Genomic DNA, 14,611 nt, shown 5'->3' with positions numbered 1-14,611 from the left:
CTTGGAAGAGGTGACCCCCTTGGTAAAAACACTCGTTTATGCCCACAGAGGAGCAAGTAAACTGGCTCCGGAAAACACCATGCCCGCTTTTGAGCTGGCTCGTCAGGCTGGCGCAGAGGGAATTGAAACCGACGTCCAGCTGACGAAAGACCAGGTTCCCGTCCTCATCCATGATGAAAACCTGAGACGTACGACGAATGGAACCGGGTTCGTACAAGATTATACATATGCGGAACTCCGGCTTCTTGATGCTGGAAGCTGGTTTTCGCCGGAATTTTCTGATACATCCATTGTATCACTAGACGAGTTCCTTCGCTGGTTTCGGGACCAGCCGATGTTCCTGAATGTGGAATTAAAAACAAATGTCATTGAATACAAGAATATTGAACGCATCGTCTACGATTCCTTAAAGCGGTATCACGTTCTGGAACGGACCGTCATATCAAGCTTCAATTCGGATTCTATCGAACGGATGAAAAAAATTAACCCCTCCGTAGAGACAGCCTTTCTCACCTCTACAAAAATGAGGCGGCTTCCTCACTATGCGAAATCCCTGCAGGCCGATGCCCTTCATGTGAAACACCGCCTGTTGGACAAACGACTCGTTAAACAGGCCGCCAAGGAAAAACTGGCCCTGCGCATCTATACCGTCAATCGACCGGCCCTGATGAAAAAATGCTACAAGCTTGGAGTCAATGGCATTTTTACCGATGTGCCGCACCTTGCTCTTGAATACAGAGATCTGCACCATAAACGGAGTGGACGATAATGCTGTTCTGGATCTACGTGCTGACAGCGGTTGTATGGTTCGTTTTACTTGTTGATTTTAAGACAGGGATACGGAAAGTCCCCTTCCTGTCTTCAGCCGGCCTTTCACATTCAGAGCCGGTGGCGGACATTTCCATTATCATCGCTGCGAAGGACGAGGAAACAGCGATCACCCAGACGCTGGATTCCCTTGTTCAACAAACCCTCCCTCCTAATGAAATCATCGTCATCAATGACCGCTCTACCGACAAGACGGGCACATGGATTGATGAGGCGGCTGCCCGTCATCCGCAGATTATCCCTGTTCACGTAACGGATCTCCCGGAAGGCTGGCTCGGTAAAAATCACGCCCTTCACCTGGGAGCCTCCAAGGCCGGAGGAGACTATCTAGTATTTACAGATGCGGATATCCATTTCCACGAGGATACCCTCCGATATGCCGTGAAGCTGATGGAAAAGCATCAGCTCGACTATGTAACAGCCGCTCCTGATCTCAAGGCCGGTTCGTTCCTTTTAAAAGGTTTAATCTCTTTTTTCTTATTCGGGTTCAGTTACTTGAAACGACCATGGACCGCAAATGATCCGGAGTCAAATCAAGGGATGGGAATTGGTGCCTTCCAGTTCATTCGAGCTGAGGCGTATCAAAATATCGGCGGCCATGAAAAAATGAAAATGCGGGCGGACGATGATCTGGCTCTTGGTCAGCGGATGAAAGCCGCACGTTACTCTCAAATGTTCGTTTCCGCTACACAGCACCTCTCTGTTGAATGGTATCCAGATCTCCCTTCTGCCCTGAAAGGGTTTGAGAAAAACGCCTTTGCCGGACTGAACTATTCATTCCTGCTTTCCATTTCTGCTTTATTTGGTGTCTTTCTATCCCAGGTCCTTCCCTTTTTCCTTTTGTTTCATCCCGATTCCTCCGTGCAGATGATTAGCTTCATCAATGTCCTTTTGTTATTTTATTTATATATCTTATCGACCCGGGCGTTTACAACGTATCCACTGTGGCTTGCCTCTGCCCTCCCGCTGTCCGCCGTTCTGTTTCTCTACATGCTGACACGGGCCCTCATCCTGACATGGTTCAGAGGCGGCATTGAATGGCGGGGAAGCCGGTATTCGCTGCGTGAACTGAAACAGAATTTCCGGGACACCAAGGAGGAGTCTGAATGAAACATCAATTGTTCCAACCCTGCACGATAAAAAACGTCACGTTAAAAAACCGGATCGTTATGTCTCCCATGTGTATGTATTCCTCACACGAACAGGACGGAAGAGTCCAGCCCTTCCATCTCGCCCACTACGAAAGCCGCGCTGCCGGCCAGGCTGGTCTTGTGATGATTGAAGCAACCTCCGTTCTACCGGAAGGAAGGATCTCCCACGAGGACCTCGGCATCTGGGAGGATGACCATATCGAAGGATTGAAGAAGATCAATGATGGCATTCACCGTCATGGAGCTGCCTCCGCCATACAACTTGCTCATGCCGGACGTAAAGCGAATCTCCAGGGAGAGATTTTCGCTCCGAGTGCAAAAGCATTCAACTCTTCGATGAAAGAACCTGTGGAAATGTCCAAGGAAAAAATTGAATCAGCCATCGAAGCTTTCCGCAAAAGTGCCGAACGTGCAGAAAAAGCCGGATTCGATATCATCGAACTTCACGCCGCCCATGGCTACTTGATTAACCAGTTTTTGTCCCCGCTCACCAACTTCCGGACGGACCAATACGGAGGCAGCCGCGAGCGCCGGTACCTCTTTCTTCGTAAAGTCATTGAAGCCGTCAAAGAAGTGTGGTCCGGTCCATTGTTTGTACGGATATCCGGTGAAGAATATCATGAGGATGGGAATACCATGGATGACTTTCTTTATTTCTCCTCCGAGATGAAAACGCAGGGAGTGGATCTCATCGATGTCAGCTCAGGGGGCGTCGTCCCTGCATCCATCGATCCTTACCCCGGTTATCAGGTGACATTTGCTGAACAGATCAAGCACGGGGCGGATATTGCGGCAGGAGCCGTCGGGTTAATCACCAGCGGGGTACAGGCAGAGGAAATTCTGCAGAACGAACGGGCCGACTTGATCTTCATCGCCCGCGCTTTTTTAAGGAACCCTTACTGGCCGAAACAGGCTGCTGATGATCTTGGTTATTCATTAGAAGGACCAAGGCCGTATACAAGAGCCTGGTAAAGGATGCACCTCAACTGCCGGATCCAAGTCCAGCAGTTTTTTGTACCATATGAAGTGAGTTCTCCTTCCGCGGATGGTATGATGGAGAAAGTAGGAGTGTGTTGCTATGGAACTATTTTTTCTAGGGACAGGATCCGGAGTCCCATCAAAAGAGCGGAATGTTTCTTCGCTCGTTTTACGAATGCTCGAAGAACGGGGAACCACATGGGTCTTTGACTGCGGGGAAGGCACCCAGCAGCAGATCCTGAATACAACGATAAGGCCCCGCAGAATCGAAGCTATTTTCATTACCCACCTGCACGGCGACCATATATACGGGCTGCCCGGTTTATTAAGCAGCCGGTCCTTCCAGGGCGGCGAGAGTCCTGTAACCGTTTACGGTCCTCGCGGATTAAAAGAATACATTGATATCAGCTTGAGATTAAGCGGAACACACCTGCGTTACCCTCTGTATGTCGAAGAGGTTGAAGAGGGGCTGTTGTTTGAGGATAAACAGTTTATTGTTGAAGCTGTCCGTCTGGAGCATGGGCTTGAGAGCTTTGGGTATCTCCTAAAGGAAAAGGACCAGCTCGGTGAACTCCTCCCATCAAAGCTGCAGGAGCTTGGTATCCATCCCGGCCCTCTTTATCAGCAGATTAAAAGCCGGCCGGAAACAGAGCTCGAGGATGGACGAATCATTCGACGGAACGATGTCACCGGTCCCCCTAAAAAAGGAAGGAAAGTAGCCATTCTTGGTGATACCCGCTGTCTTCCGGAGCTTGCAGGGACCTTGAAAGACTTTGATGTCCTCGTTCATGAAGCAACATTTGCCGGTGATCAGGAGGAAATGGCCTTTAATTATTTCCATTCCACCGTGAAACAGGCCGCCTCCCTTGCTAAAGAAGCCGGCGTGCGCGAGTTGATTCTCAACCACATCTCATCCAGGTACCAGGGAAAAGCTGTCCAGCAGCTGCTGGATGAAGCCAGGGAAATTTTCCCGAACACGACCATTTCCAAGGATTTTTACCAGCATTATATTTCCAGAAATCATTGAGGAGGCCCTAGGATGCATACCATTGTACAAGCACAGAAATCATGGTTCCAGGAAGGTCACACGAGAAGCTACACCTTTCGCAGGGAGCAGCTGCAGAAGATGAAACAGATGCTCACCACCTTTGAAAAACCGATTTTGAATGCATTAAAATTTGATTTGAACAAATCCGAATATGAAGCCTATGCCTCAGAGATTGCTTTTCTTAAGAGTGAAATCGACCATCATCTTAAACAGTTGAAAAATTGGATGCAGCCGACAAAGGTTAAAGCGCCTCTCACACATACCGGTTCAAAAAACTACATCAAAAAAGAGCCATTCGGAACCGTCCTTGTCATTGCCCCGTGGAATTATCCGATTCAGCTGGCCCTCGCCCCGGTGATCGGAGCCGTTGCGGCTGGAAATACGGTCATCCTTAAACCCTCCGAACTGACACCGACCGTTTCCTGGGTATTGAAAAAGATGGTGGAGCAGTACTTCCCTTCCTCCTATATTACTGTTGTGGAAGGGGATAAGGACGTGACACAGGAGCTGCTCGACCAGCCTCTGGACTACATCTTCTTCACAGGAAGTGTTCCGGTTGGGAAAATCATCATGGAAAAAGCGAGCCAACGGTTGATTCCAGTCACACTCGAACTTGGCGGGAAGAGCCCGACCATCGTCCATAAAGATGCTTCCGTAGACCTTGCTGCCAAACGGATTGTCTGGGGGAAATTCACCAATGCCGGGCAGACCTGCATTGCTCCGGACTATTTGTACGTCCATCATGAAGTGAAGGCTGACCTGATCCGATCGATGAAGAAGTACATCCAGGAGTTCTACGGAGAACATCCTCTCAAAAACCCGGACTATACGAAAATCGTGAATGCCTCCCACTTTGAGAGACTTTCCAATTATTTAACGTCCGGTACGACCGTTGTCGGGGGAGCTGTCGATGAACGCCAGGAGAAAATCGCTCCCACCATCCTCGATCAGGTGACTTGGGCTGATCCTGTGATGCAGGATGAGATTTTCGGACCGATTCTTCCGGTCCTCACCTATGATGAACTGGATGAGGTGGTTGAACAGATTAACGAACGTCCAAAACCACTGGCCCTTTATTACTTCGGAGAAAATGAAATCGAACAGCAGCAGGTGCTCAACCGCATTTCATTCGGTGGAGGCTGTATCAATGACACCCTTTACCATATTATCAACCCTCACCTCCCCTTCGGGGGCGTTGGTGAAAGTGGCATGGGTCATTACCACGGCCAGGCCAGCTTTGACACGTTCACCCATCAGAAGAGCATTACAAAACAAACCACTAAATTCGATCAAAGCTTCCGTTATCCCGGTTCATCCCTTGGACTGGCTATCATGAAGCGGATCTTCGGTTAATTAAAAGACTCTGTTAAATTTTAGAGTTGATATTACTACAAAAAGGAACTTCCAATTTTATGGGGTTCCTTTTTTTGGTAATTGACTTATTGAACTAAAGTCCCTTTTGTTTAACACTTGAATTCGAAATATCTTGAATTCAAGTGTTAAACTAAGCGTCCACTAGAACTATATAAAATCTCATATATAACCTTTCATTCTAATTACTTTTCCACCAACTTCTGGACCGATTTCATCCATTCCGAATGAACGATAAAACTTGATCGCGTGGTTATTTGATGGAGAGACTCTTAGATGATACTCACGAACTTCATTGTTTTTAAAGAATTGCTTTGCATATTGGTGTAAAACTTTCCCTTTACCTTGTCCACGCATTTCCGGTGTTAAATAATACAAGTTTACATACCCAATTTTATTGCCTTCGTATTTATGAATAGTTAATTCAAGTTGTCCGATATATTTACCATCTTCTTTGGCTAATACAAAACCTTCAGGAAAATCTCCGATTTTTTCATCTAACCAGCTTAAATATTCCTCTTCTTCACCGAAACTCATAGTATCCCCAAAACTTACATAAAATGAATCTTTCCGAAATCTAACTACTGTATCTTGATGTTTATTTATATCAATATCCTCAAAGATCATTTTAATCCCCCTTCGTAAATATCAAAACCCTTCTTCAACTATCCTTCTCTGTGAGCACAAAAGCTTTCGTCTTTATTGAAGAATAGCCCACACCAGCGAAAGGCTTAGACTCAAGAGATTAGAGTGAAATACAAACTACTCTGGCTATTATCTTAATAATTTTTCGAGCTTAATTTCGTCTCTAATAGGAATACCATCGTTACCTTCAAATGGAATTTCGGGCTTCAATTCCCTTGCTTTTCCAACTGCATTTCTATATAAATCTGCTAAAACATAACCACGTTTTTGGTAAAACTTCAGTGCTAATAAATTATCATTAGTGGTTATAAGGTTTATGTATTTACATTCATTCTCTAATGCACCTCTCTCAACTGCTTTTATAAGAGAGGTCCCGATCCCTTTATTTTCTTCTGTGCTATCCAAAGAAATAATTCCGCATGTATCGTTGGTAATTATATAAGTAATTAAACCAATAACTGCCTCGTCATTATCTAATACCGCATATCCGTCCAGTTTACTACAATCATAAATCCCAGAAGAAATAACCATTACTGTACTACCCCAATGCTGCTTGAAAAAATCAATTACTTTAGCCTTGGAAATATCACTTATTGCTGTAATCTCCATTAATAGCCCTCCTAAGTATAGATAGTTAGAATGTCACGCATTACACATTAGACAAAAACTCTATTGAGTAATTGCCCCCGTTTCTTTAAGACTTGAATTCGAGTGGTTTTTACGATGTGTTACTACGCCCAAACTTGCCTGTTATAGGAAAAGTGAAACCGCCTAGCGTTAATCCTAATACAAGTGACCAGTTCATTTCACCGAATATGAAGTATCCGAAGAGAATAGCAGCGACTGCATAAGCGAGTGCAGAGATAATGCGATCCTTAATTCTTTTATTCATATTGCAATTCTCCTCCTACTACCTATATTTAATCTCTGTCCTTACTGACCTCTATTACCAGCGGAGTACATTCCCAAACTATACCAATGTAAAAAAGGCGATCCTTCAATTGAAGAAACGCCCCCTATAGTTGAAGACTTGAAAACGAGATATTCTTAATATTAATGATTAGGGTTATACACAAGTCTGTGATCTTTTTTCTTACCATCTTTAAGTTCAGAGGCTTCTTTGGTGATTACTTGGCAGTATGAAAACAACCTTTTAAATTAAGAAAAGTAATCCAAATAAACTTACATCTCACTAACAGCTTCCTCAAGTTGAGAAATATGATCCCATTCAATAGCACCTTTTGGTAAGTTGTGGTCATGATTGTACAAAGCATGTAAGAGCTCCCTTATGCTTTTATAAGCCTCATCATCCCTAGTCAACTCCATAAGAGCATTATAAGGTTTGTCACTACTTACTTCCTTGCTTAAGAAAGCAGATTCGAAGTTTTTAATAGAACTTACAAGCCTTACCTCTTCAGGATTAGAATGTCGCTTAACAGAATTCAAAATATTTTTATTTGTTCCCCAAGCCGCACTTTTACCTCTATTTTTGTTTAAAGGTGTATCACTATCATGTAACACTGAATAACTACAATTGAAGTGATTCAAAATTTTAACTAATGAAGCAATCGTTGCTTTCCCTCTCGCTCTAATCACATGAGTATCTTTAAAGAAATCGCCTTCATTATTAATTACATACTTAAATGCGGTATATTCAGTGTCACCCTCAACAATAATTGAACGTCCTCCAAAGAAAAACTCAGCTACATATGGATCAAATTGATTTAAGAGTTTCAATAAACGTTTATCATCTTCATCAAGTTGTACTTTATCAGGTCTGAATAGTGTAGTACCCTGAATAGCTCCATCAATATCTCTTTCTACTCTAACAATTGTAGTGTTATCTCTAGATAAATCTATGAATGCTGGAGAATGTGTCGTCACCATCACTTGCCAGTTATTAGTTTTAGGCAGGTCGTAAAGTACTTTACATGCTTCTCTAATTGCACTTGGATGCAAACATAATTCTGGTTCATCAATTAGTAACACATTAGGTCTCTCTAATGAACTTTGACGATCTTTTTTACTTTTCTTGTGATATCCATTCTCTGTGATGAACCTCAAAGCAGCCCATAGGAGTGTTCTTCGTGCACCACTACCTTGCTTTTCGATATCACTTTTAAAACCATTCTCAGGACCCATTAATAATTGAGGTGAACTCTTAAAAAAACTAATTGACTTCTCTATCTCATCTTCAGGTTTGGCATCAAAACTAACTTGATATCCTGGGAATACTTTATTTATTGAACTAGTTAGTTCAGATTCAACTATTCTTATTTGAGATTCCGACTCGTCAACAATCTTTTTCTGTATTCCCTTTATTTGTTCTAAAAGCGAACCAAATTCAGTCTTGTCACCATCTGCTTCTATATTTGAAGTTACTTCCTTCACTTTTTCATTTAGAATAGACTCTAATATTTTAATAATTGATTTCGCTTGATCCTCTGGGTTTTCAAATGCATCCACCCTATGAGGTTCTGGCCTTCGTGAGTTTGCAACATTAGCAGCCCCCCATGGTACTTCTTCAGCCCAATCATTGATATTAGCATCATAACCTTGTCTTCTTGGAGAGCCAGGCTCTGCCCATTTCCATCTTTCTCTGACTATCATTTCACCGGATGAATTATCGATCCATCTTTTCCCTGGTGAGTTTTCTGAATTAACAATAGAGTATAATTCAATTTCGGGTGCATTATTAGGATCTACTACCTTATTAGGAAAATCATCAATAAATAACTTTGCATTATTTGACCCTTCTGACATTACTACTTGATAAGCTCTTAATATGGAGCTTTTACCTGCATTATTAGGTCCTACTAAAACCACAATCTCATCCAAATCGATTGTGACAGGTGTTGGTCCAATTGCTCTGAAATTCTTAATTTTCAACTTATGTAATCGAGGTCTTGATGTCGCAACTTCTTCATCAGAAATTTGTTGGTTAGAATCTCTCATTCAAACTCCTCCTTTTTCCAAATCATAACATAAATATTGGTAAAAGAAGGTGTTTATCTTGAATTCGAGTCTTCAATTAACCTGCCCTTTAGCGAAAATACTCTCTAACACCTGAAACTAAGTCAGGTACAGGAAATAGGTCTCGTCCATTTCAACGATACCCTGGAATGTTGAACTTTCCATCTGTTTTAATGCCGAAAGAAGCTTGTGCCTCCAATAGAACAAGGTTACGTGGATAACGTCTCCCATCAACTTGGCTGCTAACCCTCTATCATACATTCAATAAACTTCATCCAACGATGAAGATGGCGCGAGCGGTATATAATATCAACATTAAACTTCAGCAGAGCCAATAAAAAAAGACACTCCGTTTTTCATGAGTGTCTTTTTTTCTATTAATCCTGTTGTTTTTTCAAAGCTTCCTGCAGGGAGACTTGCTTCAACTTCCGTTTGGAAAGAGCAATCGAGAGCGCATAGGTCAGCATAATGACGACAAATCCTGTAGCAGCCATCCACAAGGATACATCTGTCGGAAGAATGAATCCTGTCTGCTCTACGAGGGAATTCATCAACTGCCCAAGTGTCAAACCTGCCAGAGGTATCGAAATCAAATAAGAGAGCATAACAACAGGTGTATAAACACTAAGAACAAGCTTGGATACTTCACTGTTGTGATAGCCCATGACCTTGAACAAGGAGATGGAAGGCGAATTTTCCTCCACGATCAAATTCGTCAGCAGCGTAAGGACGATGACACTGATGACGACAGCAAAAACAGCCATTCCGATCACCGATGACCGCGTAGCTCCGGATGTCGCTTCAAAACTGTCAATCACCTTCTGCTTATCTTCGATTTGATAAACATCCGCCCCCCGTTCCGGTTTTTCAGCCTGCCAGACGGCACTGTAAGCATCACCGGGATAGCCGAGAAATTCGTTAAATACCTCCCGGGGCAGGTAGATCTGACTGCCAATATACACATCAGCCACTCCCGCTACCTGAACGGTCATTTCCTCGTCATTTAAGGAGTTGGTAAGCGTTATGTCCTCCCCTGCCCCGACACCAAGGACTGCCGCAGCCGGTGTACTCAGAACAGCACCTTCCTTAAGTTCGGAGTTGAGTTTTTCCTCGTCAGAAAGAAGATGGATATAAGGGGTGCCTGTTTCGATTCCATATCCCGTCAATTTTGCATCCTGACCTTTTACATTCACTTCGCCGACAGTAAAAGGATCAGAACCATCGGCTGGTTCTTCCGTTTGTAAAGACTGGTAATAAACCGCATAATCGTAGGTCATAATGTCCTCATACGTCGTTTCCACCAGTTGATCCATACTGTTGAATGTAATAAAACCAAACAGCAGTAAAACGGTTGAAAACATGACACCAAGGAATATATAGAGACTCCTCGCTTTGTTACGTACAAGGAGACGCAGTCGGAACCGTTGAATAAAGCTGCCTTTGTTCAATAACGGAAGACGCTCCAGCCACGATTTCCTGCCGACCGTCACTTCTTTCGGGCGCAGAAGTGTCAAAGGCTCGACTTTTAAAGCCCTGTGAATCCCCCACGCTGTCAATGAGAGCATGAGCACCAGAGGAATAATCAGACCAATGACGAGCACCATCGGATTAAAATCGAACATAGATAAGGCAGGTAGATTGAAATAGTTTGCATATAGATTAGATAACGGAACGGATAAGCCGGCACCAGCTGCCAGTCCGAGAACCGTACCACTTAGGCCGATGACCCACGCATAGCCGAGGTAATGCCGAAGCAGTTCATTCCTCCGGTAGCCAAGCGCCAGCAGCGTCCCGATTTCCTTGCGCTGCATCTCGATCCGGCGTCTCATTAAAAGAAGGACCATCGCTGCAGCAAGAGCCAGAATGAAGAGCGGGAGCGTATTGTTCATACTTTTTGCGCCTTCAATTTCCGTATCCACGAACTGAATCCGGGGGTTGTCACCGGCTTCTACAAATTGCAGAATGGTCGTCTCCGCACGGACAGCCTCCATGAAACCATCAGGAACCTCTCCATCACTGGTCCAGCCCGTGATTTCTGTCTGGGACCGGGAAGACCATTGATCCATGACACTTTCTGAAGCTATGGCTATACCGAATTTCTCGGCATCGCTGATCAAATCCGTCAATTGTTCAATCATGTAAATATAGTCAGGAAGATAAACAAATCCTGTCACTTCCATCCGTTCTCCGCTGATTTCCACCTCATCACCGATATGGAGATCATTTTTTTCAGCGAAAACGGAGGAAACAGCGATTTCACTACCGTCTGTCGGGTTTGAACCCTCTGATAGATAAGGAAGGTTGATTTCTTCTGTTTGTGAAAAGACCCTGAGTACTGAATCGTCTACATCAGCATCATAATAGGACCTGGCCTCAAGGGTGACATCAAACTCCTCCTCCCACTCCTGCAGCTTGGAGGAGTCCACAGGTTCAGATGGTACGAAATGGAAGGTCTCCTGTTTATAATCTTCGGTAAACCTGGCATTCCGCTCTTCCAACGTCGTCACAGCCATCGACAAGGAGACATACAGTGTAACAGCCAGCAGGAGGAGCAGACTGACACCTGCATATTGAAATTTCTTCTCTTTCAGTGTACGGATCATCGATTTTTTTAAAATCATGACCACGTCACCTGCTCAGGGTCCACTAGTGTCTCGTTTTCAAACGTCTCTACGATTTCCCCGCTGCTCATCCGGATCACCTGATGGGCCATCTCTCCGATTCCCTGGTTATGAGTAATGATGAGAACGGTCGTTCCGTAGGTTTCGTTCACGTATTTCAGCAGCTTCAAAATATTCTTACCCGTATCCTCATCCAGGGCTCCCGTAGGCTCATCACATAATAGGATGTTCGGATTTTTGATTAATGCACGGGCGATGGCCACACGCTGCTGCTCTCCACCACTCAATTGAAAGGGGAATTTAGCTTTTTTATCAAGCATTCCCACTTTTTTCAGCGTATCCTCCATAGGAAGCGGATTACTGCTCAACTCCCGGCCGACTTCAACATTTTCCTCGACAGTGAGAGTGGGAATAAGATTATACTGTTGAAAAATGAACCCAATGTTTTTTCTTCGATATTCCGTCAGCTGTTTGTCCTTCAATCCATCAAGCGTCCGGCCATCCACTACAATCTGTCCTTCGTCATAGCGGTCGATGCCGCCGATTACGTTCAATAGTGTGGATTTACCCGATCCGGAAGGTCCTAGAATTGTGACAATCTTTTTGTCCGGTACAGTCAGGCTCGCCTCACGCAGCGCCTTAACCGTCACCTCTCCGCTTTGATACGTCTTTGTTACCTTTTCTGCGAAGATCGCCATTTCATCATCCCCATTAAAAAGTTTTGTAATATTTTATGTTTTATATTTCATTTTAAGTTTACAACACCCCTAAAAAAAGTCAACTACTTTTGAAATATTTATATGATCTTATTTCATTTTTATCACATCCATCTGATCTGTCCATTGATCTCTATATTTGAAAGCAAAAAAACCGGACAGAGCTTTGTGTGCTCTGTCCGGCTTTCTTTAGAAAGAGGGAAGGTTGTCCAGGTTGTTGGATTGTATGCCATCCGGCTCACTGCGCAGATGGTCTTCCCCATCCTTACCACGAATCAGGTTCACGTGTTCCAGCTCACCGCTGCGCGCCATATCGTGGGCCTGTTTATAATCGACCACACGTCCTGACGACAGCTGCATCTCAACAATGCTTCCCTGCCCGTTCTTTTTTACAGCGACAATTCGTTCCGGCATAGTTCTCAACCTCCTCCTTTATAGAATCCCCTGCAGCCTTGAAGCTATGAACAGTAAAGAATGGAAAAAGCAGCCGCTTCCGGCTACTTTTGATTACATGTCGTGCGAAGTTTTTTGTTTTTGACGGGAATGACGGGCCTGCTTGGCTTTGTGTGAGCCCTGCGCCTTTTCGCCATATGCCTGATCCGGACCGAGAGGAATGTCCGGACGCGTTTGTTGTTTGGGTCCCATGCGGCGTCCACCCATAAGAAACCGCCTCCTTATCTGCGTTTTCGAGCAGGCTCCGGCCCCTCCATCATCGTCGCCCCTGGATAACTGAGGCTCTGATCACGGTCGGACTGGACCTTTCCGGACTTTTTCAATTTCTTTTCTTGTCGATCTCTACCCATGATTCCTTCCTCCCTTCCTGTTTAGTATGAAACAAAAAAGCGGAGTCATGCCTGGGAATCACTTTTTGTAATCGTCCAGAAAGTCTTTTTGAAAGCTGGTGGATACTTTAGTTTCATCCGGATTCGTCAACGTGCGGAAAGGGTTTTTCCCATATTTCTCCGTGAGTGTATCAATGGTTTTATACAGCTTTTCCTTACCGGCATACTGCTCATAATTGAATAGATCAAGCTGCTGGGTGACCTCGGATTTTTCTGCGAGGTCACCGGCGGTTACACCGAGAAGCCGGACAGGGTCCTGATTCCAGTGCTGGTCAAAAAGCTGGATGCTGTGTTGGAACAGTTCATCGGGTTTACTGATGAATTCCTGGAGCTGGCGGCTCCTCGTCACCGTTTTCCTGTCATGATACCGGATCATGAGCTGCACGTTCCTGGCGAGGACCTTTTTCCCGTTCATCCTCGCAGCAACCTTATTGGAAAGACGGCGCAGGACGGTTTGGATTTCATCCTCGTCCGTCGTGTCATGAGGAAGCGTCGTGGAAGTGCCGATACTTTTGAAATCATGCACAGCTTCAGGGTCCACCGGTCTGTCGTCCAATCCGTTGGCTCTGTTCTGCAGGCGCTCTCCATTTATACCGAGGATCCCTTTCAGTTCTATGACGGAGTGCGAAGCAAGTCCGCCGATCGTTTCGATCCCAATTTTTCTTAACTTCTCTGCTGTTTTTGATCCCACGCCATGCATGTCTTCAATCGGAAGCTTCCAGAGCGTATGTTCGAGATCCCTTTTCCTTAAAATGGTTATCCCCATGGGTTTTTTCATATCGGAAGCCATTTTCGCCAGAAATTTATTGGGAGCAATCCCGATACTGCATGGAAGGTCAAGCTCTTCGGCTATCCGCTGCTGAATGCGTTCTGCAATTTCAGGAGGAGAACCTTGGTCGGAACACTCGGTAATGTCCATATAGCCTTCATCAATGGATACAGGCTGCACGAGAGAGGTCACATCGGCAAGAATTTTAAACATCTCTTTGGATGCTGTGCGATAGCGTTCAAAATTCGGCCGCATCACCATCAGGTCCGGACAGAGCCTTCTGGCTTCTCCAAGCGGCATTGTCGTTTTCACTCCGTATTTTCTTGCTTCATAGCTGCTCGTCACGATGATCCCGCGGCGTTCTTCCGGATTTCCGGCAATAGCTAAAGGCTTCCCTTTTAAGCTGGGATCAAAGGCAGCTTCCACTGAAGCATAGAAGCTGTTCATATCCACATGAAAAATGACCCGCCCTTTTTTTGGATACCACTTTGAAGCCATACATCTTTCCTCCATTAGAACATTTGTTCTTTTATTATAGCATAGACCACGGGATGTATGGAGCGGACTGCTCGCAGAGGACACGCTGCATCATTCAACTGAAAAAACGGCCGAAATAAAAACCCGTACGGTGGTTGTGGATCACCGTACGGGTTGTGTACCGGGGAAGGA

The 14,611-nt window shown here is 44.7% G+C and carries 15 protein-coding genes and 1 pseudogene; 5 read left to right on the top strand and 11 right to left on the bottom strand.

The features are described 5' to 3' along the window. Window positions 1-19: 19 nt before the first annotated feature. The 5 genes from H615_RS0112570 to H615_RS0112550 all read left to right on the top strand — a co-directional run bounded on the left by H615_RS0112570 (window position 20) and on the right by H615_RS0112550 (window position 5,358). Entirely contained in the window at window positions 20-769 is a 750-nt protein-coding gene (locus tag H615_RS0112570) for a glycerophosphodiester phosphodiesterase (RefSeq protein ID WP_035532061.1), read from the top strand. Continuing rightward, window positions 769-1,938, top strand: a complete 1,170-nt coding sequence (locus tag H615_RS0112565) for a glycosyltransferase family 2 protein (RefSeq protein ID WP_027955483.1) — start codon at window positions 769-771, stop codon at window positions 1,936-1,938. Before H615_RS0112570 ends, H615_RS0112565 begins: the two co-directional genes overlap by 1 nt. Further along, window positions 1,935-2,951 (top strand): NADPH dehydrogenase NamA, encoded by a 1,017-nt coding sequence (gene namA, locus H615_RS0112560; protein WP_027955482.1) that lies wholly within the window; start codon window positions 1,935-1,937, stop codon window positions 2,949-2,951. Before H615_RS0112565 ends, namA begins: the two co-directional genes overlap by 4 nt. A gap of 106 nt (window positions 2,952-3,057) precedes the next feature. Beyond that, window positions 3,058-3,984, top strand: a complete 927-nt coding sequence (gene rnz, locus H615_RS0112555) for a ribonuclease Z (RefSeq protein WP_027955481.1) — start codon at window positions 3,058-3,060, stop codon at window positions 3,982-3,984. A 12-nt stretch (window positions 3,985-3,996) separates the two neighbouring features. Continuing rightward, on the top strand, window positions 3,997-5,358 hold the full coding sequence (locus H615_RS0112550; RefSeq protein WP_027955480.1) for an aldehyde dehydrogenase: 1,362 nt from the start codon (window positions 3,997-3,999) through the stop codon (window positions 5,356-5,358). 180 nt (window positions 5,359-5,538) lie between these two features. Here the strand turns inward: H615_RS0112550 and H615_RS0112545 are convergent, their stop codons facing one another. From H615_RS0112545 to H615_RS0112495, 11 genes and pseudogenes are all read right to left on the bottom strand, one after another. Then, window positions 5,539-6,003, bottom strand: coding sequence for a GNAT family N-acetyltransferase (locus H615_RS0112545; RefSeq protein WP_027955479.1), 465 nt, complete (start codon window positions 6,001-6,003; stop codon window positions 5,539-5,541). A gap of 147 nt (window positions 6,004-6,150) precedes the next feature. Further along, on the bottom strand, window positions 6,151-6,630 hold the full coding sequence (locus H615_RS0112540) for a GNAT family N-acetyltransferase (RefSeq protein ID WP_027955478.1): 480 nt from the start codon (window positions 6,628-6,630) through the stop codon (window positions 6,151-6,153). A 109-nt stretch (window positions 6,631-6,739) separates the two neighbouring features. Next, window positions 6,740-6,913: a hypothetical protein gene (locus H615_RS22570; protein ID WP_169516202.1), complete on the bottom strand. Its 174-nt coding sequence runs from the start codon at window positions 6,911-6,913 to the stop codon at window positions 6,740-6,742. Between the two features lie 290 nt (window positions 6,914-7,203). Next, window positions 7,204-8,976, bottom strand: a complete 1,773-nt coding sequence (locus H615_RS0112530; RefSeq protein WP_027955477.1) for an ATP-dependent nuclease — start codon at window positions 8,974-8,976, stop codon at window positions 7,204-7,206. 126 nt (window positions 8,977-9,102) lie between these two features. After that, a pseudogene (locus tag H615_RS22105) lies at window positions 9,103-9,299 on the bottom strand (IS1595 family transposase); the annotation flags it as partial. Between the two features lie 72 nt (window positions 9,300-9,371). After that, complete coding sequence (locus H615_RS0112520) at window positions 9,372-11,615, bottom strand: ABC transporter permease (protein WP_027955476.1); 2,244 nt, start codon at window positions 11,613-11,615, stop codon at window positions 9,372-9,374. Then, on the bottom strand, window positions 11,612-12,313 hold the full coding sequence (locus H615_RS0112515) for an ABC transporter ATP-binding protein (RefSeq protein WP_027955475.1): 702 nt from the start codon (window positions 12,311-12,313) through the stop codon (window positions 11,612-11,614). Before H615_RS0112515 ends, H615_RS0112520 begins: the two co-directional genes overlap by 4 nt. Before the next feature lie 207 nt (window positions 12,314-12,520). Beyond that, the gene (locus H615_RS0112510) at window positions 12,521-12,745 is read right to left on the bottom strand and encodes a DUF3892 domain-containing protein (protein WP_027955474.1); all 225 of its coding nucleotides are present in this window, start codon (window positions 12,743-12,745) and stop codon (window positions 12,521-12,523) included. A 93-nt stretch (window positions 12,746-12,838) separates the two neighbouring features. Beyond that, on the bottom strand, window positions 12,839-12,991 hold the full coding sequence (locus H615_RS0112505) for a small acid-soluble spore protein P (protein ID WP_027955473.1): 153 nt from the start codon (window positions 12,989-12,991) through the stop codon (window positions 12,839-12,841). Between the two features lie 14 nt (window positions 12,992-13,005). Further along, window positions 13,006-13,134: a YpzI family protein gene (locus H615_RS22100; protein ID WP_084163123.1), complete on the bottom strand. Its 129-nt coding sequence runs from the start codon at window positions 13,132-13,134 to the stop codon at window positions 13,006-13,008. A gap of 58 nt (window positions 13,135-13,192) precedes the next feature. After that, entirely contained in the window at window positions 13,193-14,440 is a 1,248-nt protein-coding gene (locus H615_RS0112495) for a DNA polymerase IV (RefSeq protein WP_027955472.1), read from the bottom strand. Between the last annotated feature and the right edge of the window lie 171 nt (window positions 14,441-14,611).

The organism is Halobacillus kuroshimensis DSM 18393 (assembly GCF_000425705.1).
Classification (GTDB): Bacteria; Bacillota; Bacilli; order Bacillales; family Halobacillaceae; genus Halobacillus; species Halobacillus kuroshimensis.
This window is presented reverse-complemented; position numbering and strand designations above follow the sequence as displayed.

Excerpts from the sequence above, each read along its gene's own strand:
- H615_RS0112565 (WP_027955483.1), top strand. The coding sequence starts at position 769 with ATGCTGTTCTGGATCTACGTGCTGACAGCGGTTGTATGGTTCGTTTTA.
- namA (WP_027955482.1), top strand. The coding sequence starts at position 1,935 with ATGAAACATCAATTGTTCCAACCCTGCACGATAAAAAACGTCACGTTA.
- rnz (WP_027955481.1), top strand. The coding sequence starts at position 3,058 with ATGGAACTATTTTTTCTAGGGACAGGATCCGGAGTCCCATCAAAAGAG.
- H615_RS0112550 (WP_027955480.1), top strand. The coding sequence starts at position 3,997 with ATGCATACCATTGTACAAGCACAGAAATCATGGTTCCAGGAAGGTCAC.
- H615_RS0112545 (WP_027955479.1), bottom strand. The coding sequence starts at position 6,003 with ATGATCTTTGAGGATATTGATATAAATAAACATCAAGATACAGTAGTT.
- H615_RS0112540 (WP_027955478.1), bottom strand. The coding sequence starts at position 6,630 with ATGGAGATTACAGCAATAAGTGATATTTCCAAGGCTAAAGTAATTGAT.
- H615_RS22570 (WP_169516202.1), bottom strand. The coding sequence starts at position 6,913 with ATGAATAAAAGAATTAAGGATCGCATTATCTCTGCACTCGCTTATGCA.
- H615_RS0112530 (WP_027955477.1), bottom strand. The coding sequence starts at position 8,976 with ATGAGAGATTCTAACCAACAAATTTCTGATGAAGAAGTTGCGACATCA.
- H615_RS0112520 (WP_027955476.1), bottom strand. The coding sequence starts at position 11,615 with ATGATTTTAAAAAAATCGATGATCCGTACACTGAAAGAGAAGAAATTT.
- H615_RS0112515 (WP_027955475.1), bottom strand. The coding sequence starts at position 12,313 with ATGGCGATCTTCGCAGAAAAGGTAACAAAGACGTATCAAAGCGGAGAG.
- H615_RS0112510 (WP_027955474.1), bottom strand. The coding sequence starts at position 12,745 with ATGCCGGAACGAATTGTCGCTGTAAAAAAGAACGGGCAGGGAAGCATT.
- H615_RS0112505 (WP_027955473.1), bottom strand. The coding sequence starts at position 12,991 with ATGGGTGGACGCCGCATGGGACCCAAACAACAAACGCGTCCGGACATT.
- H615_RS22100 (WP_084163123.1), bottom strand. The coding sequence starts at position 13,134 with ATGGGTAGAGATCGACAAGAAAAGAAATTGAAAAAGTCCGGAAAGGTC.
- H615_RS0112495 (WP_027955472.1), bottom strand. The coding sequence starts at position 14,440 with ATGGCTTCAAAGTGGTATCCAAAAAAAGGGCGGGTCATTTTTCATGTG.